Origin of the sequence: Streptomyces sp. NPDC093598 (assembly GCF_044764825.1) — a bacterium.
GTDB lineage: Bacteria > Actinomycetota > Actinomycetes > Streptomycetales > Streptomycetaceae > Streptomyces.
Map to the genome: position 1 here is coordinate 550,293 of NZ_JBIWIV010000004.1, position 26,202 is coordinate 576,494.

The 26,202-nt window shown below is 70.1% G+C and carries 21 protein-coding genes; 6 read left to right on the top strand and 15 right to left on the bottom strand.

Features of this window, described 5'->3' with window-relative positions; all coding sequences use genetic code 11:
- The first annotated feature begins 32 nt into the window (after positions 1-32).
- The 5 genes from ACIRDU_RS17845 to ACIRDU_RS17865 are packed head-to-tail and all read left to right on the top strand — an operon-like array spanning position 33 to position 6,170.
- On the top strand, positions 33-260 hold the full coding sequence (locus ACIRDU_RS17845) for a ferredoxin family protein (RefSeq protein ID WP_003992261.1): 228 nt from the start codon (positions 33-35) through the stop codon (positions 258-260).
- A 15-nt stretch (positions 261-275) separates the two neighbouring features.
- Positions 276-1,622: an ABC transporter substrate-binding protein gene (locus ACIRDU_RS17850; protein ID WP_403580233.1), complete on the top strand. Its 1,347-nt coding sequence runs from the start codon at positions 276-278 to the stop codon at positions 1,620-1,622.
- Positions 1,619-2,485 carry an ABC transporter permease gene (locus ACIRDU_RS17855; protein WP_403580236.1) on the top strand — a complete coding sequence of 289 codons (867 nt, stop codon included), beginning with the start codon at positions 1,619-1,621 and terminating at the stop codon, positions 2,483-2,485. Before ACIRDU_RS17850 ends, ACIRDU_RS17855 begins: the two co-directional genes overlap by 4 nt.
- On the top strand, positions 2,482-3,327 hold the full coding sequence (locus tag ACIRDU_RS17860) for an ABC transporter ATP-binding protein (RefSeq protein ID WP_403580239.1): 846 nt from the start codon (positions 2,482-2,484) through the stop codon (positions 3,325-3,327). The genes ACIRDU_RS17855 and ACIRDU_RS17860 overlap by 4 nt, the downstream gene beginning before the upstream one ends.
- A gap of 11 nt (positions 3,328-3,338) precedes the next feature.
- A complete protein-coding gene (locus tag ACIRDU_RS17865; protein WP_403580242.1) occupies positions 3,339-6,170 on the top strand; it encodes a fumarate reductase/succinate dehydrogenase flavoprotein subunit in 2,832 nt (943 codons plus the stop codon).
- 44 nt (positions 6,171-6,214) lie between these two features.
- On the opposite strand, the gene recQ is transcribed toward ACIRDU_RS17865, so the two are convergent.
- From recQ to ACIRDU_RS17940, 15 genes are all read right to left on the bottom strand, one after another.
- Entirely contained in the window at positions 6,215-8,260 is a 2,046-nt protein-coding gene (gene recQ, locus ACIRDU_RS17870) for a DNA helicase RecQ (protein WP_403580245.1), read from the bottom strand.
- 235 nt (positions 8,261-8,495) lie between these two features.
- Positions 8,496-10,145 carry an NADH-quinone oxidoreductase subunit NuoN gene (gene nuoN / locus ACIRDU_RS17875; protein WP_403580248.1) on the bottom strand — a complete coding sequence of 550 codons (1,650 nt, stop codon included), beginning with the start codon at positions 10,143-10,145 and terminating at the stop codon, positions 8,496-8,498.
- Positions 10,142-11,713 (bottom strand): NADH-quinone oxidoreductase subunit M, encoded by a 1,572-nt coding sequence (locus tag ACIRDU_RS17880; protein ID WP_403580251.1) that lies wholly within the window; start codon positions 11,711-11,713, stop codon positions 10,142-10,144. Before ACIRDU_RS17880 ends, nuoN begins: the two co-directional genes overlap by 4 nt.
- 5 nt (positions 11,714-11,718) lie before the next feature.
- Positions 11,719-13,683, bottom strand: a complete 1,965-nt coding sequence (nuoL, locus tag ACIRDU_RS17885) for an NADH-quinone oxidoreductase subunit L (RefSeq protein WP_403580254.1) — start codon at positions 13,681-13,683, stop codon at positions 11,719-11,721.
- A gap of 15 nt (positions 13,684-13,698) precedes the next feature.
- On the bottom strand, positions 13,699-13,998 hold the full coding sequence (gene nuoK / locus ACIRDU_RS17890) for an NADH-quinone oxidoreductase subunit NuoK (RefSeq protein WP_403580257.1): 300 nt from the start codon (positions 13,996-13,998) through the stop codon (positions 13,699-13,701).
- On the bottom strand, positions 13,995-14,834 hold the full coding sequence (locus tag ACIRDU_RS17895; protein ID WP_403580261.1) for an NADH-quinone oxidoreductase subunit J: 840 nt from the start codon (positions 14,832-14,834) through the stop codon (positions 13,995-13,997). Before ACIRDU_RS17895 ends, nuoK begins: the two co-directional genes overlap by 4 nt.
- On the bottom strand, positions 14,831-15,496 hold the full coding sequence (nuoI, locus tag ACIRDU_RS17900; RefSeq protein WP_403580264.1) for an NADH-quinone oxidoreductase subunit NuoI: 666 nt from the start codon (positions 15,494-15,496) through the stop codon (positions 14,831-14,833). The genes ACIRDU_RS17895 and nuoI overlap by 4 nt, the downstream gene beginning before the upstream one ends.
- Positions 15,489-16,865, bottom strand: a complete 1,377-nt coding sequence (gene nuoH / locus ACIRDU_RS17905) for an NADH-quinone oxidoreductase subunit NuoH (protein ID WP_403580267.1) — start codon at positions 16,863-16,865, stop codon at positions 15,489-15,491. The genes nuoI and nuoH overlap by 8 nt, the downstream gene beginning before the upstream one ends.
- Positions 16,862-19,366 carry an NADH-quinone oxidoreductase subunit G gene (locus ACIRDU_RS17910; RefSeq protein ID WP_403580270.1) on the bottom strand — a complete coding sequence of 835 codons (2,505 nt, stop codon included), beginning with the start codon at positions 19,364-19,366 and terminating at the stop codon, positions 16,862-16,864. The genes nuoH and ACIRDU_RS17910 overlap by 4 nt, the downstream gene beginning before the upstream one ends.
- Positions 19,363-20,712 (bottom strand): NADH-quinone oxidoreductase subunit NuoF, encoded by a 1,350-nt coding sequence (gene nuoF / locus ACIRDU_RS17915; protein ID WP_403580273.1) that lies wholly within the window; start codon positions 20,710-20,712, stop codon positions 19,363-19,365. Before nuoF ends, ACIRDU_RS17910 begins: the two co-directional genes overlap by 4 nt.
- Positions 20,709-21,569 (bottom strand): NADH-quinone oxidoreductase subunit NuoE, encoded by an 861-nt coding sequence (gene nuoE / locus ACIRDU_RS17920; RefSeq protein WP_403580276.1) that lies wholly within the window; start codon positions 21,567-21,569, stop codon positions 20,709-20,711. Before nuoE ends, nuoF begins: the two co-directional genes overlap by 4 nt.
- Positions 21,566-22,888: an NADH-quinone oxidoreductase subunit D gene (locus tag ACIRDU_RS17925; protein ID WP_403580279.1), complete on the bottom strand. Its 1,323-nt coding sequence runs from the start codon at positions 22,886-22,888 to the stop codon at positions 21,566-21,568. The genes nuoE and ACIRDU_RS17925 overlap by 4 nt, the downstream gene beginning before the upstream one ends.
- Positions 22,885-23,646, bottom strand: a complete 762-nt coding sequence (locus tag ACIRDU_RS17930; RefSeq protein ID WP_403580282.1) for an NADH-quinone oxidoreductase subunit C — start codon at positions 23,644-23,646, stop codon at positions 22,885-22,887. Before ACIRDU_RS17930 ends, ACIRDU_RS17925 begins: the two co-directional genes overlap by 4 nt.
- Positions 23,643-24,197, bottom strand: coding sequence for an NADH-quinone oxidoreductase subunit B family protein (locus ACIRDU_RS17935; RefSeq protein WP_007383964.1), 555 nt, complete (start codon positions 24,195-24,197; stop codon positions 23,643-23,645). The genes ACIRDU_RS17930 and ACIRDU_RS17935 overlap by 4 nt, the downstream gene beginning before the upstream one ends.
- 13 nt (positions 24,198-24,210) lie before the next feature.
- Positions 24,211-24,570, bottom strand: coding sequence for an NADH-quinone oxidoreductase subunit A (locus ACIRDU_RS17940; RefSeq protein ID WP_003974383.1), 360 nt, complete (start codon positions 24,568-24,570; stop codon positions 24,211-24,213).
- A gap of 723 nt (positions 24,571-25,293) precedes the next feature.
- On the opposite strand from ACIRDU_RS17940, the gene ACIRDU_RS17945 reads away from it, so the two are divergent.
- Positions 25,294-26,139 carry a C40 family peptidase gene (locus tag ACIRDU_RS17945; RefSeq protein ID WP_403580284.1) on the top strand — a complete coding sequence of 282 codons (846 nt, stop codon included), beginning with the start codon at positions 25,294-25,296 and terminating at the stop codon, positions 26,137-26,139.
- Positions 26,140-26,202: the final 63 nt, after the last annotated feature.

Sequence of the window (26,202 nt, forward strand, 5' to 3'; positions counted from 1 at the left end):
CACCCCGCTCGCGCACACTCCTGGAGACAGCCATGCCCTTGGCGCCCCAGCGGGCCGACGTGCCCGTGACCATCGACGAGTCGAAGTGCATCGACGGCTGCACGCTCTGCGTGGACATGTGCCCGCTGGACTCCCTCGCCATCGACGAGCGCAACGGCAAGGCCTACATGCATGTCGACGAGTGCTGGTACTGCGGCCCGTGCGCGGCCCGCTGCCCCACCGGAGCCGTCACGGTCAACATGCCCTATCTGCTCCGGTGAGAGGCCCGAACCATCATGAAACGCACAGCAGTCGCCATATCCGCCGTCGTTCTCCTGTTCCCGCTCAGCGCCTGCGGCGGTGACGCCGAAGCGGGCAGCGGCTCCACGGTCACCGTCACCGTCGGCTACCAGTCCAGGACGATCAACACCGTCACGGCGGGCACCCTGCTCCGCTCCCTCGGCGCCTTCGAGAAGCAGCTGAACTCCCTGCACGACGGCATCCACTACAAGGTGAACTGGCAGGACTACGCCACCGGCGCCCCCATCACCGCCCAGATGACCGCCGGGAAGATCGACATCGGCTCGATGGGCGACTTCCCGCTGCTCATCAACGCGGCCCGCGGCAAGCAGCTGGGCAGCCCCACCCGCCTGGTGTCGGTCACCGGCTACAACCTGCGCGGCGGCCTCAACACCATCGTCACCGCACCCGGTTCCAAGCTGACCTCCCTGAAGGACCTGAAGGGCAAGAAGGTCTCCACGAGCGTCGGGTCGGCCGCCGACGGCACCCTCGTACGGGCCCTGCAACGCGCCGGCATCGACCCGAACAGCGGCATCGACAAGCTCAACCAGCAGCCTTCCGTCGGCGCCTCCGCCCTCGCGGCGGGCAGCACGGACGCACTGTCCCAGTTCGTCGCCTGGCCGGGCCTGCTCGCCTACCAGGGCAAGGCGAAGGCGATCTACGACGGGGCCCGGCTGAACCTGCCCACCTTCCACGGCGTCACCGCCCGCGAGGACTTCGCGAAGCAGCGCCCGGCCGTGCTGGAGGCGTTCCTGAAGGCGCAGGCGGAGGCGACCGACTACCTGAACGACCACCCGGTGGACGCCGCCGAGAAGGTCGCGAAGGCGACCGGCCTGCCCGCCGAGGTCGTCTACCTCTACAACGGCGCTCACGGCATCGCCACCTTCGACCCGGCACTCAAGCCCCAGCTCGTCTCCGCGCTGAAACAGGACGTGTCGATCCTCAAGTCGGCGAAGTTCACCGGCGACGTGGACGTCGACTCCTTCGTCGACGACCAGTACGTGAAGAAGGCCCTCGGCCCGGCGGCGTACGCCGAACACCTCGCCACGAAGCCCGCACCGGCCGCGAGCGAGGCCTGGCCCGAGGGCGCCTCGAAGACCGTCACCTTCAACTCCCCCTCCCTGCTGCTGCGTTACATCGCCGGGCACCGCGACACCCTGCGCGCCGCCTACGTCCCCGACACCACCACCGGCACCCTCTGGTTCGCCGACAAGGCCGTGTGGGTGGCCGACGGCGACAAGCTGCTGCCCTTCGTCGCCCCCGACACCGCGCAGGCGTACATCGCCGGGCACGGCGGAGCGCGGGTCGTCCCGTACGCCGACGCGCTGGAGCGGGCCTCGTGAAGCGGTACGCGCTCCGCGTGGTGTCGCTGGCCGCAGCCCTCGGCCTGTGGCAGGCGCTGACCAGCCTGAACATCAACCTGTGGCTGCGCTTCTCGCAGTTCCCGACGGTCACCGACGTGGCCCGGACCTTCGCCGCCCGGGTGTCCGGGCCGGACTACTGGACGGACCTCACCGACAGCCTCACCCGGATCCTCACCGGTTTCCTGCTGGCCGCCGTCCTCGGTGTGGCCACGGGCGTGCTCGTGGCACGCTCGCGCCTCGCCGAGGACCTGCTCGGCCCGGTGCTGGAGGTGATCCGCCCGATCCCGGCCATCGCCCTGGTCCCCGTCGCGATCCTGCTGTTCCCCTCCAACGAGCAGGGCATCGTCTTCATCACCTGCACCGCCGCCTTCTTCCCGGTCCTGGTCTCCACCCGGCACGCGGTGCGCGCCCTGACTCCCGTGTGGGAGGAGGCGGTGCGCACGATGGGCGGCGGCCGGTGGCGGATCCTCGGCTCGGTCGTCCTGCCGGGCGCGCTGCCCGGCGTGTTCGGCGGTCTGTCCGTCGGCATCGGCGTCTCGTGGATCTGTGTGATCTCCGCCGAGATGATCTCCGGCCAGTACGGCGTCGGCTACCGCACCTGGCAGGACTACACCGTCGTCGACTACCCCGGCGTGTTCGTCGGCATGGTCACCATCGGCGTCCTCGGCTGGCTCACCTCCACCGCCGTCGAACTGCTGGGCAGCCGCCTCACCCGCTGGCTGCCGCGCACCGCGTACGTCCCCGGCGTCCGGCCGCCCCGGTCCGACCGGTCCGTGACGCCGGCACCGGCCGCCCCCGCCGCCGTCCCCGGCGGGGCCCGATCCGAGGAGAACACGCGATGAGCACCTCGTCTGAGACCGTCTCGAACATCCCGCCCGGGGCTGTCCCGAACACCTCGTCCGGCACCGGCCCGAAAGCCTCGTCCGAGACCGCCGCCCCCGCAGCCCCGGTACGCGGCACCCGGCTCGCCCTCGCCGGCGCCTGTCTCGGCCGGCCCGGCGCGCCCGCCCTGGACAAGGTCGACCTGGACATCGCCCCCGGCGAGATCCTCACCGTCGTCGGCCCCTCGGGCTGCGGCAAGTCGACCCTGCTGCGCACCCTGGCCGGCCTGCTGTCGCCGCTCGCCGGCGAGATCACCCAGGACGGCCGGCGGCTGACCGGCCCCTCGGCCGACCGCGCCCTGGTCTTCCAGGAGGACGCCCTGCTCCCCTGGCGCACCCTGCGCGCCAACGTCGAACTTCCCCTCGCCATCCGCGGCGTGTCCCGCGCCGAGCGCCGGGAGCAGGCCCAGACCTGGCTGGAGCGGGTCGGACTCGGCTCGCAGGCACGGCAGTTGCCGCACCGGGTCTCCGGCGGGCAGCGCCAGCGCGTCCAGCTGGCCCGCGCCCTGGCCGGACGCCCGCGCGCCGTCCTGATGGACGAGCCGTTCGGCGCGCTCGACGCGCAGACCCGCGCGGGCATGCAGGACCTGCTGGTGGAGGTGCTCCAGGGCACGGGCGCCACCGTCGTCTTCGTCACCCACGACGTGGACGAGGCCCTGTTCCTCGGCGACCGCGTGGCCCTGCTCGGCGCGGGCGGCCTCCTCGCCGTCCGGGACATCCCCCGCCCGCGCGACCGCGGCGCACACGACGACCCGGCGCGCGTGGCCCTGCGGCGCGACGTCCTCACCTCGCTCGGTACGTGAAAGGCACCCCGGTGACCACCTCCGTGAACCCTCCTGCGGACATCCCCCTGGCCGTCCCGTCGCTCGCCGACGCCGAGGAACTGACCTGCGACGTCCTCGTCATCGGCGGCGGCACCGCCGGCACCATGGCCGCCCTGACCGCCGCCGAGCACGGCGCGAACGTGCTTCTCCTGGAGAAGGCGCACGTCCGCCACTCCGGCGCGCTCGCCATGGGCATGGACGGCGTCAACAACGCGGTCATCCCGGGCCGCGCCGAACCCGACGACTACGTCGCCGAGATCACCCGCGCCAACGACGGCATCGTCGACCAGTCCACCGTCCGCCAGACCGCCACCCGCGGCTTCGACATGGTGCAGCGGCTGGAGTCCTACGGCGTGAAGTTCGAGAAGGACGAGCACGGCGACTACTCCGTCCGCCAGGTGCACCGCTCCGGCTCCTACGTGCTGCCGATGCCGGAGGGCAAGGACGTCAAGAAGGTCCTGTACCGGCAGCTGCGGCGCCGCGAGATGCGGGAGAGGATCCGCATCGAGAACCGCGTGATGCCGGTGCGCGTCCTCACTACGCAAGGGCGAGCTGTCGGGGCGGCCGGCTTCAACACCCGCACCGGGCGGTTCGTCCAGGTCCGCGCGGGTGCGGTGATCCTCGCGACCGGCGCCTGCGGCCGCCTCGGCCTGCCCGCCTCCGGCTACCTCTACGGCACCTACGAGAACCCCACGAACGCGGGCGACGGCTACGCCATGGCCTACCACGCGGGCGCCGAACTCACCGGCATCGAGTGCTTCCAGATCAACCCGCTGATCAAGGACTACAACGGCCCGGCCTGCGCCTACGTCGCCAACCCCTTCGGCGGCTACCAGGTCAACCGGCACGGCGAACGCTTCGTCGACTCCGACTACTGGTCGGGCCAGATGATGGCCGAGTTCGCCGCCGAGGTGGCGTCCGACCGCGGCCCCGTCTACCTGAAGCTGAGCCATCTGCCCGAGGAGTCGGTCTCGGCCCTGGAGACGATCCTCCATTCCACCGAGCGCCCCACCCGCGGCACCTTCCACTCCGGCCGCGGCCACGACTACCGCACCCACGACGTCGAGATGCACATCTCCGAGATCGGCCTGTGCGGCGGGCACTCCGCCTCCGGCGTCCGTGTGGACGACCACGCCCGTACGACCGTCCCCCGGCTGTACGCGGCCGGTGACCTGGCCTGCGTCCCGCACAACTACATGATCGGCGCGTTCGTCTTCGGTGACCTGGCGGGAGCGGACGCGTCCCAGTACCAGGCGTACGCGGGCGAGTTGCCCGCGGACCAGCTCCGGGAGGCGCACGAGCTGATCTACCGCCCGCTGCGCAACCCCGACGGCCCGCCGCAGCCCCAGGTCGAGTACAAGCTGCGCCGCTTCGTGAACGACTACGTGGCCCCGCCCAAGTCCGGCGCCCGGCTGTCGCTGGCCCTGGAGGCCTTCGAGCGGATGCACACCGACATCGCCGAGATGGGCGCCCGCACCGCGCACGAGCTGATGCGCTGCGCCGAGGTCACCTTCATCCGCGACTGCGCGGAGATGGCCGCGCGGTCCTCCCTGGCCCGCACGGAGTCCCGCTGGGGCCTCTACCACGACCGTCTCGACCACCCCCAGCGCGACGACGTGTCCTGGTTCCACCACCTCGATCTGCACAAGTCCCCCTCTGGTGCGATGGAGTTCACGGCCCGGCCCGTGGCTCCCTATCTCGTTCCGGTCGACGGCTTCGACCCCGTCGGTGGTCCCTCCCGTGCCCTCGGCGAGGTCCACGCCGAGGATGTGGCCACGGCCGGGTCGCGGGACCTGGCGCCGGTGGCGGCCACCAGCAGTGACCGGTCCGGCCGGGCGGGGACGGCGGAGCCGGCTTCGGCTCCGCAGGCCCCGACCACCGCGCCGTCCGGCGAGCGGTCCGCCGCCCGCCTCCTCGAACTCGTCGCCCTCGCCGAGGAGGAGCCCGAACTGGACGCCCTCCTCCCCTACCTGACCGACCCGGTGCCCGCCGTCCGCCGCGAGGCCGTCGCCGTGCTCACCGAGACCCTGCCGCCGGGGACGGGCACCGCCCTCGCCGCCGCCCTGCGCGACACCGCCGCCGAGGTCCGTGCCGCCGCTGCCGCGTCACTGCGCGAGCTCGTCGAGACGCTCCCGGCCGAGCCCGACCTGCGCGACGGTCTCACCGCCGCGCTGGCCGAGCCGGACCCGGTGGTGCGCGCCGCGGCGCTGGACGTCCTGCGTGCCCTGCGGCTCGGAGACGCCGGCCTGTTCGCGGACTCCCTGGCCGACTCCGACATCGCCGTCCGCATCGAGGCCGTACGCGCCCTGGTGTCGGTCGACGCTTCCGGCGAACTGGCCCGAGCAGCGGCCGGCGACCCGTCCCGCGAGGTCCGCGTGGCGATCGCCAAGGGCCTCGCCACGGTGGGTGCCGAGCGGCTGGCGCGTGACACCCCGGCCGCCGCCGATCCCTCCGCCGACGCGATCGAAGCGGCCCTCACCGGCCTCCTCGGCGACGCCGATGCCCTGGTGCGCGCAGCGGCCTATGGAGCCCTGGGCACCACCGGCTGCCCGGCGCCCCTCACCACGCGCGCGGTGGCCGCTCTGTCCGAGTCGGCCTGGCAGGTCCGGGCCGGAGCCGCCACAGCCCTGTCCGTCGCGGACCCCGACATGGCCGTCCCGGCTCTCGCCAAGGCCCTGGCGGACCCCAACGCCGACGTCCGCAAGGCCGCCGTCCTCGCACTGACCCGGCACCGCGCCACCGAGGAGGCCCGGGCGGCCCTCGCCACGGCGACGACGGACTCCGACGCGGATGTCAGGGCGTACGCGGGACGGGCATGGTGACCGGACCGGCTCCCGGACCCCGGTGACCTGGCCGGAGCCCGGCCCTATATCCAGTCGTCGGGCTCGGGCTCCGCGTCCATCTCCGGCCAGTGGTCCGGCTCACCCGCGTCCTGACCGGGGGCGTGAGCCGGGGCCGGGCCCGCTTGCGGAGCCGGGCCCGCCGGCCCGCCCAGAGTGGCGAGCACCTCCAGCACACCCTCCCCGTACGTCGCCAGCTTCTTCTCGCCGACCCCGCTGATCCCGCCCAGCTCCCCCACCGACGTCGGCCACGCCATGGCGATCTCCCGCAGCGTGGCGTCGTGGAAGATCACATACGCCGGGACGCCCTGCTCACGGGCCTGCTCGGCGCGCCAGGCGCGCAGTGCCTCGAAGGCCGGCAGCAGCTCCTCGGGCAGCTCGGCGGCGACAGCCTTGCCCTTGCGCTCGCCCCGTCCGGAGCCCGAGGACGACGAGGACCCCGACCGGGAGGTGACCGGCTTCTTCGGCTCCTTGCGCAGCGGCACGTCCCGCTCCCGCCGCAGCACCGCCCCGCTGGCCTCGGTCAGCACCAGCGTGCCGTACTCGCCCTCCACCGCGAGCAGCCCCTGGGCGAGCAACTGCCGGATGACGCCCCGCCATTCGCCCTCGGTGAGCTCCTCGCCGATGCCGAACACGGACAGCTGGTCGTGGTCGAACTGGATGACCTTGCCGGTCCGCTTCCCCAGCAGGATGTCGACGATCTGCACCGCGCCGAACTTCTGCCCGCGCTCCCGCTGCAGCCGGACCACCGTCGACAGTGCCTTCTGCGCGGCGATGGTGCCGTCCCAGGTCTCCGGCGGTGTCAGGCACGTGTCGCAGTTGCCGCAGCCGGACGGGTCCGGGTCCTGGCCGAAGTAGGCGAGGAGCTGGCCCCGGCGGCACTGGGCCGTCTCGCACAGCGCCAGCATCGAGTCCAGGTGGGCCTGGGCCCGGCGTCGGAAGGCCTCGTCGCCTTCGCCGGACTGGATCAGCTTGCGCTGCTGTATGACGTCGTTCAGCCCGTAGGCCATCCAGGCCGTCGACGGCAGCCCGTCGCGGCCGGCCCGGCCCGTCTCCTGGTAGTAGCCCTCGACCGACTTGGGCAGGTCGAGGTGGGCGACGAAGCGGACGTCCGGCTTGTCGATGCCCATGCCGAAGGCGATGGTCGCCACCACGACCAGGCCGTCCTCCCGCAGGAAGCGGGACTGGTGGGCGGCGCGCGTCCCCGCGTCCAGGCCCGCGTGGTACGGCACCGCCTCGACGCCGTTGCGGCTGAGGAACTCGGCGGTCTTGTCCACCGAATTGCGTGACAGGCAGTAGACGATGCCGGCGTCGCCCGCGTGCTCCTCGCGCAGGAAGCTCAGCAGCTGCTTCTTCGGGTCGGCCTTGGGCACGATTCGGTACTGGATGTTGGGCCGGTCGAAGCTCGCCACGAAGTGGCGGGCCGTCGGCATGTTCAGCCGCTCGGTGATCTCCTGGTGCGTCGCGCGTGTGGCCGTCGCCGTCAGCGCGATCCGCGGTACGTCCGGCCAGCGCTCGCCGAGCAGGGACAGTGCCAGGTAGTCGGGGCGGAAGTCGTGGCCCCACTGGGAGACGCAGTGCGCCTCGTCGATGGCGAAGAGGGAGATCTTGCCGCGGGAGAGCAGATCGAGGGTGCTCTGAAGGCGCAGCCGCTCCGGCGCCAGGTACAGCAGGTCCAGCTCGCCGGCCAGGAACTCGGCCTCCACCATCCGCCGCTCGTCGAAGTCCTGCGTGGAGTTCATGAACCCGGCCCGCACGCCCAGCGCCCGCAGCGCGTCCACCTGGTCCTGCATCAGGGCGATGAGCGGGGAGACGACCACGCCCGTACCGGGCCTGACCAGGGACGGGATCTGGTAGCACAGCGACTTGCCGCCGCCGGTCGGCATGAGCACGACGGCGTCGCCGCCCGCCACGACATGGTCGATGACGGCTTCCTGCTCACCGCGGAAGGCCTCGTAGCCGAAGACCCGGTGCAGCGCGGCCAGCGCCTCGCTCGCGTCGGCGCCGAGGGGCCCGGCGGAGCCGCTGCCCGCGCCGATCCCGGCCCCGGTCACCGCGTCCAGTTCCGTCATCACACCTGTCCCGCCCGTAGCGCCCATCGTTGCGTCCCCCGTGCGTCGCGCCTCGACCACTGCGTCCACCATAGGCTCCCGCACCGACAGCCCCGGAGTTATCCACAGGTCCCGCCCGGTGGAGACGGTGCCCATACATCCGTTCGACTCGATTGGTGGACCGCCCGCCTGCCCGGGAACGCCGTGGGACCCGGCTCCCGAAGGAGACCGGGTCCCACATCGACGTACGAGGACGTCAGCGGACGAACACCCCCGCCTGCCCCGCCAGATCCAGGAAGTACTGCGGCGCCACACCGAGCACCAGCGTGACCGCCACGCCCACCCCGATCGCCGTCATCGTCAGGGGCGACGGCACGGCCACCGTCGGGCCCTCCGGCCGCGGCTCGCTGAAGAACATCAGCACGATGACGCGGATGTAGAAGAACGCCGCGATCGCCGACGAGATCACACCGATCACGACGAGCGGGGCCGCCCCGCCCTCCGCCGCCGCCTTGAACACGGCGAACTTCCCGGCGAAACCGGACGTCAGCGGAATGCCCGCGAAGGCCAGCAGGAACACCGCGAACACCGCCGCCACCAGCGGGGACCTGCGTCCGAGCCCGGCCCACTTGGACAGGTGCGTCGCCTCACCGCCCGCGTCGCGGACGAGGGTGACCACCGCGAAGGCGCCGATCGTCACGAACGAGTACGCCGCCAGGTAGAACAGCACCGACGAGACACCGTCGGGCGTGGTCGCGATGACACCGGCGAGGATGAACCCGGCGTGCGCGATCGACGAGTACGCCAGCAGCCGCTTGATGTCGGTCTGCGTGATCGCGACGATCGCACCGCCCAGCATGGTGACGATGGCCACGGCCCACATGACCGGCCGCCAGTCCCAGCGCAGACCCGGCAGGACGACGTACAGCAGCCGCAGCAGCGCACCGAACGCCGCCACCTTCGTCGCCGCCGCCATGAAGCCGGTCACCGGCGTCGGAGCGCCCTGGTACACGTCCGGCGTCCACATGTGGAACGGCACCGCGCCCACCTTGAACAGCAGACCCATCACCAGCAGCGCGGCGCCGATCAGCAGCAGCGCGTCGTTGCCCATGGTGTCGGCGAGTGCCGGGTTGACGTCCTGCACGGTGCCGTCGACGACCTGCGCGATCGTCGCGTACGACATCGAGCCCGCGTAGCCGTACAGCAGGGCGATGCCGAACAGGGTGAACGCGGAGGCGAAGGCGCCGAGCAGGAAGTACTTGACCGCCGCCTCCTGTGACATGAGCCGCTTGCGGCGGGCCAGGGCGCACAGCAGGTACAGCGGCAGGGAGAGGACCTCCAGCGCCACGAACAGCGTCACCAGGTCGTTGGCCGCCGGGAAGATCAGCATGCCGGCGACGGCGAACAGCAGCAGCGGGAACACCTCGGTGGTGGTGAACCCGGCCTTGACCGCGGCCTTCTCGCTCTCGCTGCCCGGCACGGAGGCGGCCTGCGCGGCGAAGGAGTCGACACGGTTGCCGTGCACCACCGGGTCGAGGCGCCGCTCGGCGAAGGTGAACAGGCCCACCAGGGCCGCCAGCAGGATCGTGCCTTGCAGGAACAGGGCCGGCCCGTCGACGGCGATCGCGCCCATCGCCGCGATGCGCGCCTTGGTCGTGCCGTACCCGTCGGCCGCGAGCGCCACGACCGCGGCGAAGGCGGCGGCGAGCGCGACGACGGACACGAACATCTGGGCGTAGTAACGCGACTTTCGCGGGACGAACGCCTCGATCAGGATCCCGATGATCGCCGCACCGACGACGATCAGGGTCGGCGACAACTGGCCGTACTCGAACTTCGGCGCGTCGATCTTGGTGATCGAGTCGGCCGCGGTTGTCCACAGGCTGTGGACGGCTGTTGCGCTCACTTGGCCGCCTCCACCTCGGGCTGGGGGTCCTTCTTCTGTACATCGGACATGGTCTGTTTGACCGCCGGGTCGATGATCTGGGTGACGGGCTTCGGGTAGACGCCCAGGAAGATCAGCAGGACGACCAGCGGGGCGACGACCACGAGTTCACGAACCCTGAGGTCCGGCATCGCGCTGACCTCCGGTTTCACCGGGCCCGTCATCGTCCGCTGGTAGAGGACGAGGGTGTAGAGCGCGGCGAGGACGATGCCGAACGTGGCGATGATGCCGATCACCGGGTAGCGCGTGAACGTGCCGACCAGGACCAGGAACTCACTGACGAACGGCGCCAGCCCCGGCAGCGACAGCGTCGCGAGGCTGCCGATCAGGAACGTGCCGGCGAGCACCGGGGCGACCTTCTGCACTCCGCCGTAGTCGGCGATGAGCCGCGAGCCGCGGCGGGAGATCAGGAAGCCCGCCACCAGCATCAGCGCGGCCGTCGAGATGCCGTGGTTGATCATGTAGAGCGTCGCCCCGGACTGGCCCTGGCTGGTCATCGCGAAGATGCCCATGATGATGAAGCCGAAGTGGGAGATCGACGCGTAGGCGATCAGCCGCTTGATGTCGCGCTGGCCGACCGCCAGCAGCGCCCCGTAGATGATGCTGATCAGGGCGAGGACGAGGATCGCGGGCGTGGCCCACTTGCTGGCCTCCGGGAAGAGCTGGAGGCAGAAGCGGAGCATCGCGAAGGTGCCGACCTTGTCGACGACCGCCGTGATGAGCACGGCGACCGGGGCGGTGGACTCCTGCATCGCGTTGGGCAGCCAGGTGTGCAGCGGCCACAGCGGCGCCTTCACCGCGAAGGCGAAGAAGAAGCCGAGGAACAGCCACCGCTCGGTGTTGGTCGCCATGTCGAGCGAGCCGTTGGCGCGGGCCTCGGCGATCTCCTGGAGCGAAAAGTTCCCGGCGACGACGTACAGGCCGATCACCGCGGCCAGCATGATCAGACCGCCGGCCAGGTTGTAGAGCAGGAACTTCACCGCCGCGTACGACCGTTGGGTCGCCGCCGCCTTCTCGCCGTGCTCGTGGGCACGGTCCCCGAAGCCGCCGATGAGGAAGTACATCGGGATCAGCATGGCTTCGAAGAAGATGTAGAAGAGGAAGACGTCGGTGGCCTCGAAGGAGAGGATCACCATCGCCTCGACGGCGAGGATCAAGGCGAAGAAGCCCTGCGTCGGCCGCCAGCGGCTGCTGCCGGTCTCCAGGGGGTCGGCGTCGTGCCAGCCGGCGAGGATGATGAACGGGATCAGCAGGGCGGTCAGCGCGATCAGCGCCACCCCGATGCCGTCCACACCCAGTTCGTAGCGGACGCCGAAGTCCGCGATCCAGGCGTGGGACTCGGTGAGCTGGTAGCGGTCGCCGCCCGGGTCGAAGCGGACCAGGACGGTGATCGCCAGGACGAGCGTGGCGAGCGAGAAGAGCAGCGCCAGCCACTTGGCGGCGGTGCGCTTCGCGGCCGGTACGGCGGCCGTGGCGATCGCCCCGACGGCCGGGAGCGCCGCTGTCACTGTCAGCAGAGGAAAGGACATCGGTATCAGACCGCCCTCATCAGCAGGGTCGCGGCGACGATGAGCGCCGCACCCCCGAACATCGAGACCGCGTAGGAGCGGGCGAAGCCGTTCTGCAGCCTGCGCATCCGCCCGGAGAGGCCGCCGACCGAGGCCGCCGTGCCGTTGACGACGCCGTCGACCAGGGTGTGGTCGACGTAGACCAGGGACCGCGTGAGGTGCTCGCCGCCGCGGACCAGGACCACGTGGTTGAAGTCGTCCTGGAGCAGGTCGCGCCGGGCGGCCCGGGTGAGCAGCGAGCCGCGCGGGGCGACGGCCGGGACCGGGCGGCGGCCGTACTGGGCCCAGGCGAGGGCGACGCCGATGACCATGCACGCGACGGTCGCGCCGGTGACCACGCCCGCGCTGATCGGCGGGTTGCCGTGGCTGTGCCCGGTGACCGGCTCCAGCCAGTGCATGAACCGGTCGCCGATGCTGAAGAACGCGCCGCCGGCCACCGACCCGACGGCCAGCACGATCATCGGGATCGTCATGACCTTGGGCGACTCGTGCGGATGCGGCGGGGTGTACTCGCCGCGCGTCTCGGCGGCGGGTTCCGCGCTCGGCTCGGCCGGGGACGGCGTCGGGGCGTTGCGCCAGCGTTCCTCGCCGAAGAAGGTCATCAGCATCACGCGCGTCATGTAGAACGCGGTGATGGCCGCGCCGAGCAGGGCGCAGGCGCCGAGGATCCAGCCCTCGGTGCCGCCCTTGGCGAACGCCGCCTCGATGATCTTGTCCTTGGAGAAGAACCCGGACAGGCCCGGGAAGCCGATGATGGCCAGGTAGCCGAGGCCGAAGGTGACGAAGGTGACCGGCATGTACTTCCGCAGTCCGCCGTAGCGGCGCATGTCGACCTCGTCGTTCATGCCGTGCATGACGGAACCGGCGCCGAGGAACAGACCGGCCTTGAAGAAGCCGTGCGTCACCAGGTGCATGATCGCGAAGACGTAGCCGATGGGGCCGAGGCCCGCGGCGAGGATCATGTAGCCGATCTGCGACATGGTCGAGCCTGCCAGGGCCTTCTTGATGTCGTCCTTCGCGCAACCGACGATCGCACCGAACAGGAGCGTGACCGCACCGACGATGGTGACGACCAGCTGAGCGTCCGGCGCGCCGTTGAAGACCGCCGCGGAGCGGACGATCAGGTAGACGCCCGCGGTCACCATGGTCGCGGCGTGGATGAGGGCCGAGACCGGGGTCGGGCCCTCCATCGCGTCCCCGAGCCAGGACTGCAGCGGCACCTGGGCCGACTTGCCGCACGCGGCGAGCAGCAGCATCAGCGCGATCGCGGTCAGCTTGTCCTCACCGGCGGCACCGGCCAGCCCGGCCTCACCGTGGTCGCCGAGCACCGGCCCGAAGGCGAAGGTGCCGAACCACAGGAACATCAGCATGATCGCGATGGACAGGCCCATGTCGCCGACGCGGTTGACCAGGAAGGCCTTCTTCGCGGCCGTGGCGGCGCTGGGCTTGTGCTGCCAGAAGCCGATCAGCAGGTAGGAGGCGAGACCGACGCCCTCCCAGCCGACGTACAACAGCAGGTAGTTGTCGGCGAGGACGAGGATCAGCATCGCCGCGAGGAACAGGTTCAGATAGCCGAAGAAGCGGCGGCGCCGCTCGTCGTGCTCCATGTACCCGACGGAGTACAGGTGGATCAGTGATCCGACGCCCGTGATCAGCAGCACGAACGTCATGGACAACTGGTCGAGCTGGAAGGCGACGTCCGCCTGGAAGCCCTCGACCGGGATCCAGCTGAACAGATGCTGGCTCATGACGCGGTTTTCGGCGTCCTGGCCCAGCATGTCGGTGAACAGCACCAGGCCGAGCACGAAGGAGACGGCCGCGAGCGCGGTGCCGAGCCAGTGGCCGACGGCGTCCAGCAGCCGTCCGCCGCACAGCAGGACCGCAGCTCCGAGCAGGGGCGCCGCCACCAGCAGCGCAATGAGGTTCTCCACGATTCTTCCGACCCCTTACAGCTTCATCAGGCTGGTGTCGTCGACCGAGGCCGAGTGGCGGGCACGGAACAGGGACACGATGATCGCGAGCCCGACCACGACCTCGGCGGCGGCGACGACCATCGTGAAGAAGGCGATGATCTGGCCGTCGAGGTTGCCGTGCATCCGGGAGAAGGCGACGAACGCGAGGTTGCAGGCGTTGAGCATGAGCTCGATGCACATGAACACGACGATCGCGTTGCGCCTGATCAGCACGCCGGTGGCGCCGATCGTGAACAACAGGGCCGCGAGGTAGAGGTAGTTGACGGGGTTCACTTCGACGCCTCCTCGGACCGGAACTTCGTCGGCCCGACCGCCCTGCGCTCCAGACGCTCCTCGGACCGCTGCTCCAGGGCCTTGAGGTCGTTGAGCGCCTCCTGCGACACGTCGCGGATCTGGCCGCGCTCGCGCAGCGTCTTGCTGACGGTGAGGTCGGACGGGGTGCCGTCGGGCAGCAGGCCCGCGATGTCGACCGCGTTGTGCCGGGCGTACACACCGGGTGCCGGCAGCGGCGGCAGGTACTTGCCCTCGCGGACGCGCTCTTCGGCGAGCTCCCGCTGCGTCTTGGCGCGCTCGGTGCGCTCGCGGTGGGTGAGCACCATGGCGCCGACGGCGGCCGTGATGAGCAGGGCGCCGGTGATCTCGAACGCGAAGACGTACTTGGTGAAGAGGAGGGCGGCCAGGCCCTCCACGTTGCCCCCGGCGTTCGCCTGGCCGGTGCCGTTGAACTCCTTCAGGGACGCGTTGCCGATCCCGGCGACCAGCAGGACGCCGAAGCCGAGCCCGCACAGCAGGGCCAGCCAGCGCTGTCCCTTGATGGTCTCCTTCAGGGAGTCCGCCGCGGTGACGCCGACGAGCATCACCACGAACAGGAACAGCATCATGATCGCGCCGGTGTAGACGACGATCTGTACGACGCCCAGGAAGTAGGCGCCGTTGGCGAGGTAGAACACCGCCAGGATGATCATGGTGCCGGCGAGGCAGAGCGCGCTGTGCACGGCCCTCTTCATGAGGATGGTGCACAGGGCGCCGATCACCGCGACGGTGCCGAGGATCCAGAACTGGACGGCCTCTCCGGTGGAGGTGGAGTAGGCGGCGAGCTGTGTGGTCATCGGCCGGCCACCTTCCCCGACGCCGGTTCCGTCCCGCCGAAGGTCGAGTCGGCCTCCTGCACGACCTCGCCCTCGGAGTGGGCGACCTGCCGCTCGGTGCCGGGCGCGGCCTCCGTGACCAGGCCCCGGTAGTAGTCCTGTTCGTCCGTCCCCGGATAGATGGCGTGGGGCGAGTCGACCATGCCGTCCTCGAGACCGGCGAGCAGCTGCTCCTTGGTGTAGATGAGGTTGGCCCGGCTGGAGTCGGCCAGCTCGAACTCGTTGGTCATCGTGAGCGCGCGCGTGGGGCAGGCCTCGATGCACAGGCCGCACAGGATGCAGCGGGCGTAGTTGATCTGGTAGACGCGGCCGTACCGCTCGCCCGGCGAGTAGCGCTCCTCGTCGGTGTTGTCCGCGCCCTCCACGTAGATGGCGTCGGCGGGGCAGGCCCAGGCGCACAGTTCACAGCCGACGCACTTCTCCAGGCCGTCCGGATGGCGGTTGAGCTGGTGCCGTCCGTGGAAGCGCGGAGCCGTGGTCTTCTGCTGCTCCGGGTACTGCTCGGTCAGCCGCTTCTTGAACATGGCCTTGAAGGTCACGCCGAAGCCGGCCACGGGGTTCTGGAAACCGGGCTTGGTGTCCTTGGGTTCCTCAGCCTTCGAACGCTCGAGTTCCTCAGCCATCGGACGCCTCCTTTCCATCCGTAGATCCGCCCAGAGATCCGTCACTCTGAGTATCGGGCCCGCCACTGACAATCAGCTCCCGCTCACGGCGCGAGCTGCGGCGCGGGACCGGCGGGAGTTCCTGTCCGGGCAGCGGCGGTACGGGGAATCCGCCCGCCATCGGGTCGAAGGCGGCCGGGGTCTCGGCCGGCTCTTCGGCCTTCTTGGCCTTCTCGCGGAAGATGTCGGCGACGAAGGAGAGCAGCAGCAGGGCGAGGACGCCGCCGCCCACGTAGAGGGCGATGTCGGCGAAGTCGTAGCCCTCGTTCCGGAAGGCCCGCACGCTCGCGACGAGCATCAGCCAGACCAGCGAGACGGGGATGAGGACCTTCCAGCCGAGCTTCATCAGCTGGTCGTAGCGGACGCGCGGGAGGGTGCCGCGGATCCAGATGAACATGAACAGCAGCAACTGGACCTTGACCGTGAACCAGAGGAGCGGCCACCAGCCGTGGTTGGCGCCCTCCCAGAAGGTGCTGATCGGCCAGGGGGCCCGCCAGCCGCCGAGGAACAGCGTCGTGGCGACGGCCGAGACGGTCACCATGTTGACGTACTCGGCGAGCATGAACATCGCGAACTTGATCGACGAGTACTCGGTGTTGAAGCCGCCGACCAGGTCGCCCTCGGACTCCGGCATGTCGAAGGGGGCGCGGTTGGTCTCGCCGACCATCGTCACGATGTAGATGATGAAGGAGACCGGCAGCAGCACGATGTACCAGCGGTCGGCCTGCTGCTCGACGATGGTCGAGGTCGACATCGAGCCCGAGTAGAGGAACACGGAGGCGAAGGCGGCGCCCATCGCGATCTCGTAGGAGATCATCTGCGCGCAGGAGCGCAAGCCCCCCAGCAGCGGGTACGTCGAGCCGGAGCTCCAGCCCGCGAGCACGATGCCGTAGATGCCGACCGAGGCGACCGCGAGGATGTAGAGCATCGCGATCGGCAGGTCGGTGAGCTGCATCGTGGTGCGCTGGCCGAAGATCGAGATCTCGTTGCCGGCCGGCCCGAAGGGGATCACCGCGATCGCCATGAAAGCCGGAATGGCCGCGATGACCGGCGCGAGGACGTACACCACCTTGTCCGCGCGCTTGACGATCACGTCCTCCTTCAGCATCAGCTTGATGCCGTCGGCGAGCGACTGGAGCATGCCCCAGGGGCCGTGCCGGTTGGGGCCGATGCGCAGCTGCATCCAGGCGACGACCTTGCGCTCCATGACGATGGAGACCAGCACGGTCACCATCAGGAAGGCGAAGCAGAACACCGCCTTGATGACGACCAGCCACCACGGGTCGGTGCCGAACATCGAGAGGTCTTCAGCGGCGAGGTACGGGCTCATGCCTCCACCTCCTTGGGGGCCTCGCCGGCGAGCGTCGCCGGGCCGATGCGGACGAGGGAGCCGGGCCGCGCCCCGGTGTCGGAGGCGACGCCGCCGCCGGTGGAGTTCAGCGGGAGCCACACCACCCGGTCGGGCATGTCACTGATCTGGAGCGGGAGTTCCACGACTCCCTGCGGACCGGTCACAGCGAGCAGGTCGCCGTCCTTGACGCCCGCCTCGGCGGCCGTCGGGGCCGACACACGCGCGCGTGCCGCGTGCCGGGTTCCGGCGAGTGCCTCGTCGCCCTGCTGGAGGACGCCCTGGTCGAGCAGCAGCCGGTGCCCCGCGAGGACCGCTTCTCCGGCGGCGGGCCTGGGCAGCACGGCCGCGGTCTCCAGGGGTTCGCCGGCCCGCGGGCCGTCCCAGGCGCCGAGCCGGTCGATCTCGCCGCGCACGGTGCGCAGATCGGGCAGTCCGAGGTGGACGTCCATGGCGTCGGCCAGCATCTGCAGCACGCGCGCGTCGGCGGGCGCCGAGCGGCGGGTCATCTGGTCGGGCTTGAGCGCGGCCTCGAAGAAGCGGATGCGGCCTTCCCAGTTGAGGAAGGTGCCGGCCTTCTCGGCGACCGCGGCGACGGGCAGGACCACGTCGGCCTTGCGCGTGATCTCGCTGGGCCGCAGTTCGAGCGAGACCAGGAAGCCGACCTCGTCGAGGGCCGCACGCGCGCGTGCCGGGTCGGGCAGGTCGGCGATCTCCACGCCCGCCACCAGCAGGGCCTGGAGCTCTCCGGTCGCGGCGGCCTCCACGATCTGTCCGGTGTCCCGGCCGTAGCGGTGCGGGAGGCCCGCGACGCCCCAGACGGCGGCGACCTCGTCACGCGCGCGTGGGTCGGTGGCCGGGCGCCCGCCCGGCAGCAGCGACGGCAGCGCGCCCGCCTCGATCGCACCGCGTTCCCCGGCCCGGCGCGGGATCCACACCAGCCGGGCACCGGTCGCGGAGGCCGTGCGTGCGGCGGCGGTGAGCCCGCCCTCCACGGCGGCCAGCCGCTCGCCGACGACGATCACCGCGCCCTCGGTGCGCAGTGCCTCGGCGGCGAGCGCACCGTCGTCCTCGAGGCCGTCGCCGTTCGCGAGCGCGTCCAGCCACTCGGTCTCGGTGCCGGGAGCGGCCGGCAGCAGCGTGCCACCGGCCTTCGTCAGACCGCGCGTGGCGTGCGTGGCCAGGGAGTAGACCTTCTGTCCGTGTTTGCGCCAGGCCTTGCGCAGCCGCAGGAAGACGCCGGGCGCCTCCTCCTCCGCCTCGAACCCGACCAGCAGGACGGCCGGTGCCTTCTCCAGCGCGGTGTACGTGACGCCCGTGCCGTCGAGGTCCCGGCCGCGCCCGGCGATCTCGGCCGCGAGGAAGTCGGCCTCCTCGCTGCTGTGCACGCGCGCGCGGAAGTCGATGTCGTTGGTGTCGAGCGCCACGCGCGCGAACTTGCTGTACGCGTAGGCGTCCTCGACGGTGAGGCGACCGCCGGTCAGGACTCCGGTGCGGCCCCGGGAGGCCAGCAGCCCCTGGGCCGCGATCTGCAGCGCCTCCGGCCAGGAGGCCGGCTCCAGCTCACCCTCGGCGTTGCGCACCAGCGGCGTCTCGAGCCGGTCGCGCTGCTGCGCGTACCGGAACGCGAACCGCCCCTTGTCGCAGATCCACTCCTCGTTGACCTCGGGGTCCTGGGCGGCGAGCCGCCTCATGACCTTGCCGCGCCGGTGGTCGGTGCGCGTGGCGCAGCCGCCGGAGCAGTGCTCGCAGACCGACGGGGAGGAGACCAGGTCGAAGGGCCGGGAGCGGAATCGGTACGCCGCCGAGGTGAGCGCGCCGACCGGACAGATCTGGATGGTGTTGCCGGAGAAGTACGACTCGAAGGGGTCGCCCTCGCCGGTGCCGACCTGCTGGAGCGCGCCGCGCTCGACCAGCTCGATCATCGGGTCGCCCGCGACCTGGTTGGAGAACCGGGTGCAGCGGGCGCACAGCACGCACCGCTCGCGGTCGAGCAGCACCTGGGTGGAGATCGGGACGGGCTTCTCGAAGGTCCGCTTGCGGCCCTCGAAGCGGGAATCGGCGTCGCCGTGCGACATGGCCTGGTTCTGCAGCGGGCACTCACCGCCCTTGTCGCAGACCGGGCAGTCCAGCGGGTGGTTGATGAGCAGCAGCTCCATCACACCCTTCTGGGCCTTCTCCGCGACCGGGGAGGTGAGGTGGGTCTTGACCACCATCCCGTCGGTGCAGGTGATGGTGCAGGACGCCATGGGCTTGCGCTGGCCCTCGACCTCGACGATGCACTGGCGGCAGGCGCCGGCCGGGTCGAGCAGGGGGTGGTCGCAGAACCGGGGGATCTCGATGCCGAGCTGTTCGGCGGCCCGGATGACCAGGGTGCCCTTGGGCACACTGATCTCCGCGCCGTCGATCGTCAGCGACACGAGGTCCTCCGGCGGGACCGCCGCCTCTCCCCCGCCTGAGGGAGCGTTGGTGGTCACGGTCATGCGTTCACCTCCGTGCGGTCGGCCCAGGCCGTCGACTTGGCCGGGTCGAAGGGGCAGCCCCGGCCCGTGATGTGCTGCTCGTACTCCTCGCGGAAGTACTTCAGCGAGGAGAAGATCGGCGAGGCGGCGCCGTCGCCGAGGGCGCAGAAGGACTTGCCGTTGATGTTGTCGGCGATGTCGTTCAGCTTGTCGAGGTCGGACATCTGCCCCTTGCCGGCCTCGATGTCGCGCAGCAGCTGCACGAGCCAGTAGGTGCCTTCGCGGCAGGGCGTGCACTTGCCGCAGGACTCGTGGGCGTAGAACTCGGTCCAGCGGGTGACGGCACGGACCACGCAGGTCGTCTCGTCGAAGCACTGGAGAGCTTTGGTGCCGAGCATGGAACCCGCGGCGCCCACTCCTTCGTAGTCAAGAGGGACGTCGAGGTGCTCGTCGGTGAACATCGGGGTCGAGGAGCCGCCCGGCGTCCAGAACTTGAGGCGGTGCCCGGGGCGCATCCCGCCGCTCATGTCGAGGAGCTGGCGGAGCGTGATCCCGAGCGGCGCCTCGTACTGGCCGGGGCTGGCGACGTGGCCGGACAGGGAGTAGAGCGTGAAGCCGGGCGACTTCTCACTCCCCATCGAGCGGAACCATTCCTTGCCCCGCTGCATGATCGCGGGAACCGACGCGATCGATTCGACGTTGTTCACCACAGTCGGGCACGCATAGAGGCCCGCGACGGCAGGGAAGGGGGGACGGAGCCGCGGTTGGCCCCGGCGGCCTTCGAGCGAGTCCAGCAGCGCGGTCTCCTCACCGCAGATGTACGCGCCCGCGCCCGCGTGCACGGTGATGTCGAGGTCGAGTCCGCTGCCCAGGATGTTCTCGCCGAGGAAGCCCGCCTGGTAGGCCTCGCGCACGGCGGAGTGCAACCGCCGCAGCACGGGGACGACTTCACCACGCAGATAGATGAAGGCGTGCGACGACCTGATGGCGTAACACGCGATGATCATGCCCTCGATGAGGCTGTGCGGGTTCGCGAAGAGGAGCGGGATGTCCTTGCACGTCCCCGGCTCCGACTCGTCGGCGTTGACAACAAGATAGTGCGGCTTGCCGTCTCCCTGAGGGATGAACTGCCACTTCATGCCCGTGGGGAAGCCCGCGCCGCCGCGTCCGCGCAGACCGGAGTCCTTGACGTACGCGATCACGTCGTCCGGCGACATGGCGAGCGCCTTGCGAAGCCCCTCGTAACCGTCGTGCCTTCGGTACACGTCCAGCGTCCAGGACTTGTCCTCGTCCCAGAAGGCCGACAGCACCGGTGCGAGCAGCTTCTCGGGGCTCATGTCTTTCAGCTCGGCTGCCAAGGTCATCACTCCCCCTCCTCGGCGGCAGGCCCGGCCGGGTGGGCAGGGTCGGATGCCGACGTGTCCTGCGGCGCGTCGTGCGAGCTCAAGTGCTCCGTGGGCGACGGATCGTGCGGTGCGTCGGTCCGAGCGGACTCACCGCGCGGGTGCACCACGCGCGCGGGAGAGGCCTCACCCTTGGCGAGCTTCAGGCCGACCAGGGAGGCGGGTCCCGCGCTCCCCCCGGACTCCACGGCCCCGTCCCGCTCGTCGGGGAAGCCGGCCAGGACCCGGGCGGTCTCCTTGAAGGTGCACATGCGCGCCCCGCGAGTGGGCGTGACCGGCCGTCCCGCGCGCAGGTCGTCCACGAGGCTCTTGGCGCTGGCCGGTGTCTGGTTGTCGAAGAACTCCCAGTTGACCATCACGACCGGCGCGAAGTCGCAGGCCGCGTTGCACTCGATGTGCTCCAGGGTGACCTTGCCGTCGCCGGTGGTCTCGCCGTTGCCGACGCCCAGGTGCTCCTGGAGTTCCTCGAAGATCGCGTCCCCGCCCATCACGGCGCACAGGGTGTTGGTGCACACCCCGACCTGGTAGTCACCGCTCGGCCGGCGGCGGTACATCGTGTAGAAGGTGGCGACGGCGGTGACCTCGGCGGTGGTCAGGCTGAGCACGTCCGCGCAGAACTGCATGCCGGTGCGGGTGACGTGCCCCTCCTCCGCCTGCACCAGGTGCAGCAGCGGCAGCAGGGCGGACCGGGAGTCCGGGTAGCGGGCGATGACCTCGCGCGCGTCGGTCTCCAGACGGGCCCGGACGTCGTCCGGGTAGGCGGGTGCGGGCAGTTCGGGCATGCCCAGGCTGACGCCCCGCTCGGAGGATGAGGTGGTCACCGGTCGACGCCTCCCATCACGGGGTCGATGGACGCGACGGCGACGATGACGTCGGCGACCTGGCCGCCCTCGCACATCGCCGCCATGGCCTGAAGGTTGGTGAAGGACGGGTCGCGGAAGTGGACCCGGTAGGGGCGGGTGCCGCCGTCGGAGACGACATGCACCCCGAGTTCGCCCTTGGGCGACTCGACCGCCACGTACGCCTGTCCCGGCGGGACGCGGAAGCCCTCGGTGACCAGCTTGAAGTGGTGGATCAGGGCCTCCATGGAGGTGCCCATGATCTTCTTGATGTGGTCGAGGGAGTTGCCGAGCCCGTCGGGACCCAGGGCGAGCTGGGCGGGCCAGGCGATCTTCTTGTCGGCGACCATGACCGGGCCGGGCTGGAGCCGGTCCAGGCACTGCTCGACGATCCTGAGGGACTGGCGCATCTCCTCCAGCCGGATGAGGAAGCGGCCGTAGGAGTCGCAGGTGTCGGCGGTCGGGATGTCGAAGTCGTACGTCTCGTAGCCGCAGTACGGCTGCGCCTTGCGCAGGTCGTGCGGCAGACCGGTGGAGCGCAGGATCGGGCCCGTCGCGCCGAGGGCCATGCAGCCGGCCAGGTCGAGGTAGCCGACGTCCTGCATACGGGCCTTGAAGATGGGGTTCCCGGTGGCGAGCTTGTCGTACTCCGGGAGGTTCTTCTTCATCTTCTTCACGAACTCGCGGATCTGGTCCACCGCGCCGGGCGGCAGGTCCTGGGCGAGTCCGCCGGGGCGGATGTACGCGTGGTTCATCCGCAGGCCGGTGATCAGCTCGTAGATATCGAGAATGAGTTCACGATCACGGAACCCGTAGATCATGATCGTGGTCGCGCCGAGCTCCATGCCGCCGGTGGCGATGCACACCAGGTGCGAGGAGAGCCGGTTCAGCTCCATCAGGAGCACGCGGATGATCGAGGCGCGGTCCGGGATCTGGTCCTCGATGCCGAGGAGCTTCTCGACGCCGAGGCAGTACGCCGTCTCGTTGAAGAACGGCGTCAGGTAGTCCATGCGCGTCACGAACGTGGTGCCCTGCGTCCACGTCCGGTACTCGAGGTTCTTCTCGATCCCGGTGTGCAGGTAACCGATTCCGCAGCGGGCCTCGGTGACGGTCTCCCCCTCGATCTCCAGGATCAGGCGGAGCACGCCGTGCGTGGACGGGTGCTGCGGGCCCATGTTGACGACGATGCGCTCGTCGTCGGCGCGGGCCGCGGACTGGACGACCTCGTCCCAGTCGCCGCCGGTGACCGTATATACGGTGCCCTCGGTGGTCTCCCGGGGGGAGGCGTGCGATGTGCTCATGAGTACGACCTCCGCTGGTCCGGAGCCGGGATCTGGGCGCCCTTGTACTCGACGGGGATGCCGCCGAGGGCATAGTCCTTGCGCTGCGGAAAGCCCTGCCAGTCGTCCGGCATCATGATCCGCGTCAGGGCCGGGTGGCCGTCGAAGACGATTCCGAAGAAGTCGTACGTCTCGCGCTCGTGCCAGTCGTTCGTCGGATAGACCGAGAACAGCGACGGGATGTGCGGGTCGCTGTCGGGGGCGCTGACCTCCAGGCGGATCACCCGGTTGTGGGTGATCGAGCGCAGGTGGTAGACGGCGTGCAGCTCGCGGCCCTTGTCGTTCGGGTAGTGGACGCCGCTGACGCCGGTGCACAGCTCGAAGCGCAGGGCCGGGTCGTCGCGCAGGGTGCGGGCGACGCGGACGAGGTGCTCGCGCTCGATGTGGAAGGTCAGCTCGTCGCGGTCGACGACCGTCCTCTCGATGGCGTTCTCGGGAAGCAGGCCCTGTTCCTCCAGGGCCCCCTCCAGCTCGTCGGCGACCTCGTCGAACCAGCCGCCGTAGGGGCGGGTCGCCGGTCCCGGGAGCCGGACCGAGCGGACCAGGCCGCCGTAGCCGGTGGTGTCGCCGCCGTTGTTGGCGCCGAACATGCCGCGCTGGACGCGGATCTCCTCGCCGCCCCGGCCGCGCTGGCCCGGGAGGTTCTCCGCGGAGAGGTCCTTCTCGGGGTTGACCCCGTCCGACCCGTTCGCGCCGTTGGTGCCGTTCGCGTCGCTCACCGCAGCAGCCCCTTCATCTCGATGGTGGGCAGCGCCTTGAGCGCCGCTTCCTCCGCCTCGCGGGCCGCTTCCTCGGCGTTCACGCCGAGCTTGGAGCTCTGGATCTTCTGGTGGAGCTTGAGGATCGCGTCCATCAGCATCTCCGGCCGGGGCGGGCAGCCGGGGAGGTAGATGTCGACCGGCACGATGTGGTCGACGCCCTGGACGATGGCGTAGTTGTTGAACATGCCGCCGGAGGAGGCGCAGACCCCCATGGAGATCACCCACTTGGGGTTCGGCATCTGGTCGTAGACCTGCCGCAGCACCGGCGCCATCTTCTGGCTCACCCGGCCGGCGACGATCATCAGGTCCGCCTGGCGCGGCGAGCCCCGGAAGACCTCCATGCCGAAGCGCGCCAGGTCGTAGCGGCCCGCGCCGGTGGTCATCATCTCGATGGCACAGCAGGCGAGGCCGAACGTGGCGGGGAAGACCGAGGCCTTGCGCACCCAGCCCGCGGCCTGCTCGACGGTGGTCAGCAGGAAGCCGCTCGGCAGCTTTTCTTCGAGTCCCATGACGTGTGGCCCCTCAGTCCCATTCCAGGCCGCCGCGCCGCCATACGTACGCGTACGCGACGAAGACGGTGAGCACGAAGAGCAGCATCTCCACGAGCCCGAAGATCCCCAGGGCGTCGAAGGTGACGGCCCAGGGGTAGAGGAAGACGATCTCGATATCGAAAATGATGAAGAGCATCGCCGTCAGGTAGTACTTGATGGGGAAGCGCCCGCCGCCGGCCGGCGTGGGGGTCGGCTCGATGCCGCACTCGTAGGCCTCGAGCTTGGCCCGGTTGTACCGCTTGGGCCCGATCAACGTGGCCATGACCACGGAGAAGATCGCAAAGCCTGCCCCGAGGGCTCCCAGTACGAGGATGGGCGCATAAGCGTTCACCGCTCCTCGCTCCTCTCAGTCGGCACTGACTGCTGGCGGATTGCGTCGGGCTCACATCCGCCCCACCTGTCCCTCGAACCCCGCCCGCCCCGGCGAAGATCGGGAACATGTGAAGCAGGTCACAAGCCCAACCGCGTGCATCTTATGCCCGACGCTCTGTGATCTGCGACACGGGGTATTGCACAAGCTTTGTGATCTCCACCACCTGACGATCGATCATGAAGTCGGATGAGCGGTGATCTTCACACGCGAAGCGTCCGAGTGATCACGAGAGGTGACATTTTGGCTCGTCGGTGCAGGTCGCAGGGGCGTCTCAATATCAAGAGGGTTCCTTTGCATGCAAATTGGCGATGGACTTGATCTCTTGATAGAGGCGCGTTCACACATCAGGGGGCGTGCGAGGCGAGGTGTGGACGCGTGCACGCGTTCACGATCTTCGCGAGGCCGTGACCCGGCCGTGATCTACGCGCCGGGACGCGACCTTCGGGGCAACCGTTCCGTGATCCCCGTCACACTGATGAGAGATCCATGAGAACGGGGCTTGGCCAATCAACCCAACCGGTGGTAGGCGCGGGGCAATTCGGGCGTATTGATCAAACACCGTGATCACAGGCCGGTCACGGTGCGCCCGCAATGTCCGTTACGGCGTCAATGAAGGGCCCGGTTCGGGGGTTTTGAGGGCCCGATTGAACAACTGTGGCGCAGCACACGTTTCTTGAAGATATGAAGGAGCCCCTGGTACCGGTTGTTCCCATGTCCCACACCGCTCACATACGCAGCCACCGGAAACCCCGCCGCAGCGCGACCTCTTCGATCGCCATGCGTGCCGGAGTGACCGGTGGCGTCCTCAGCATGGCGGCGGCAGGTGCGTCGGCTTCGGCGAACGCCGCCGAGCCGGTGACGCAGACCATCGAACTGCCCACCCTGACAGCCGACCTGTCCGCTCAGGTCGCCCAGTCCGCGGCCGCCACCCAGCAGGCCGCCGCCAACTACGAGCTGCGCGCCGAGCGTGATGCGGCCGCCGCCAAGGCCGCCGCGGAGGCCAAGAAGGACCTCGCCGAGGCGAAGAAGAAGGCGGAGGCCAAGAAGAAGGCCGCCGAGGCCGCCCGCAAGGCCGCCGCCGAGCGCGCCACGCGCAGCGCCGAGCGCGCCACGCTCTCCGCCTCCGCTTCCGCGTCCGTGTCCACCTCCACGTCCGTGTCGGCGCCCGCCAGCGGCAGCGTCGCGACGGTCATCTCGTTCCTCAAGGCCCAGCTGGGCGACGCCTACGTCATGGGCGCCACCGGTCCCAACGCCTGGGACTGCTCCTCCCTCGTGCAGGCCGCGTACAAGCAGGTTGGTGTGGACCTGCCGCGCGTCTCGCAGGACCAGTCGATGGCCGGCACGGACGTCCCGCTGTCCAGCATCCAGGTCGGCGACATCCTGTACTGGGGTGGCAAGGGCTCCGCGTACCACGTGGGTGTCTACATCGGCAACGGCCAGTACCTCGACGCGGCCAACCCCTCCAAGGGCGTCGTCATCCAGGACCTTTCCGGCTACCCGGCGTCGGGCGCGGTGCGCGTCCTGTGACGTCCCACGCCGTCTGACACATCCGCACCTACGGGCTCGAGGGCCGCTGCCACTCCGAGGCAA

Excerpts from the sequence above, each read along its gene's own strand:
- ACIRDU_RS17845 (WP_003992261.1), top strand. The coding sequence starts at position 33 with ATGCCCTTGGCGCCCCAGCGGGCCGACGTGCCCGTGACCATCGACGAG.
- ACIRDU_RS17850 (WP_403580233.1), top strand. The coding sequence starts at position 276 with ATGAAACGCACAGCAGTCGCCATATCCGCCGTCGTTCTCCTGTTCCCG.
- ACIRDU_RS17860 (WP_403580239.1), top strand. The coding sequence starts at position 2,482 with ATGAGCACCTCGTCTGAGACCGTCTCGAACATCCCGCCCGGGGCTGTC.
- recQ (WP_403580245.1), bottom strand. The coding sequence starts at position 8,260 with ATGACGGAACTGGACGCGGTGACCGGGGCCGGGATCGGCGCGGGCAGC.
- ACIRDU_RS17880 (WP_403580251.1), bottom strand. The coding sequence starts at position 11,713 with ATGTCCTTTCCTCTGCTGACAGTGACAGCGGCGCTCCCGGCCGTCGGG.
- ACIRDU_RS17895 (WP_403580261.1), bottom strand. The coding sequence starts at position 14,834 with ATGACCACACAGCTCGCCGCCTACTCCACCTCCACCGGAGAGGCCGTC.
- nuoI (WP_403580264.1), bottom strand. The coding sequence starts at position 15,496 with ATGGCTGAGGAACTCGAGCGTTCGAAGGCTGAGGAACCCAAGGACACC.
- nuoH (WP_403580267.1), bottom strand. The coding sequence starts at position 16,865 with ATGAGCCCGTACCTCGCCGCTGAAGACCTCTCGATGTTCGGCACCGAC.
- ACIRDU_RS17910 (WP_403580270.1), bottom strand. The coding sequence starts at position 19,366 with ATGACCGTGACCACCAACGCTCCCTCAGGCGGGGGAGAGGCGGCGGTC.
- ACIRDU_RS17925 (WP_403580279.1), bottom strand. The coding sequence starts at position 22,888 with ATGAGCACATCGCACGCCTCCCCCCGGGAGACCACCGAGGGCACCGTA.
- ACIRDU_RS17935 (WP_007383964.1), bottom strand. The coding sequence starts at position 24,197 with ATGGGACTCGAAGAAAAGCTGCCGAGCGGCTTCCTGCTGACCACCGTC.
- ACIRDU_RS17945 (WP_403580284.1), top strand. The coding sequence starts at position 25,294 with ATGAAGGAGCCCCTGGTACCGGTTGTTCCCATGTCCCACACCGCTCAC.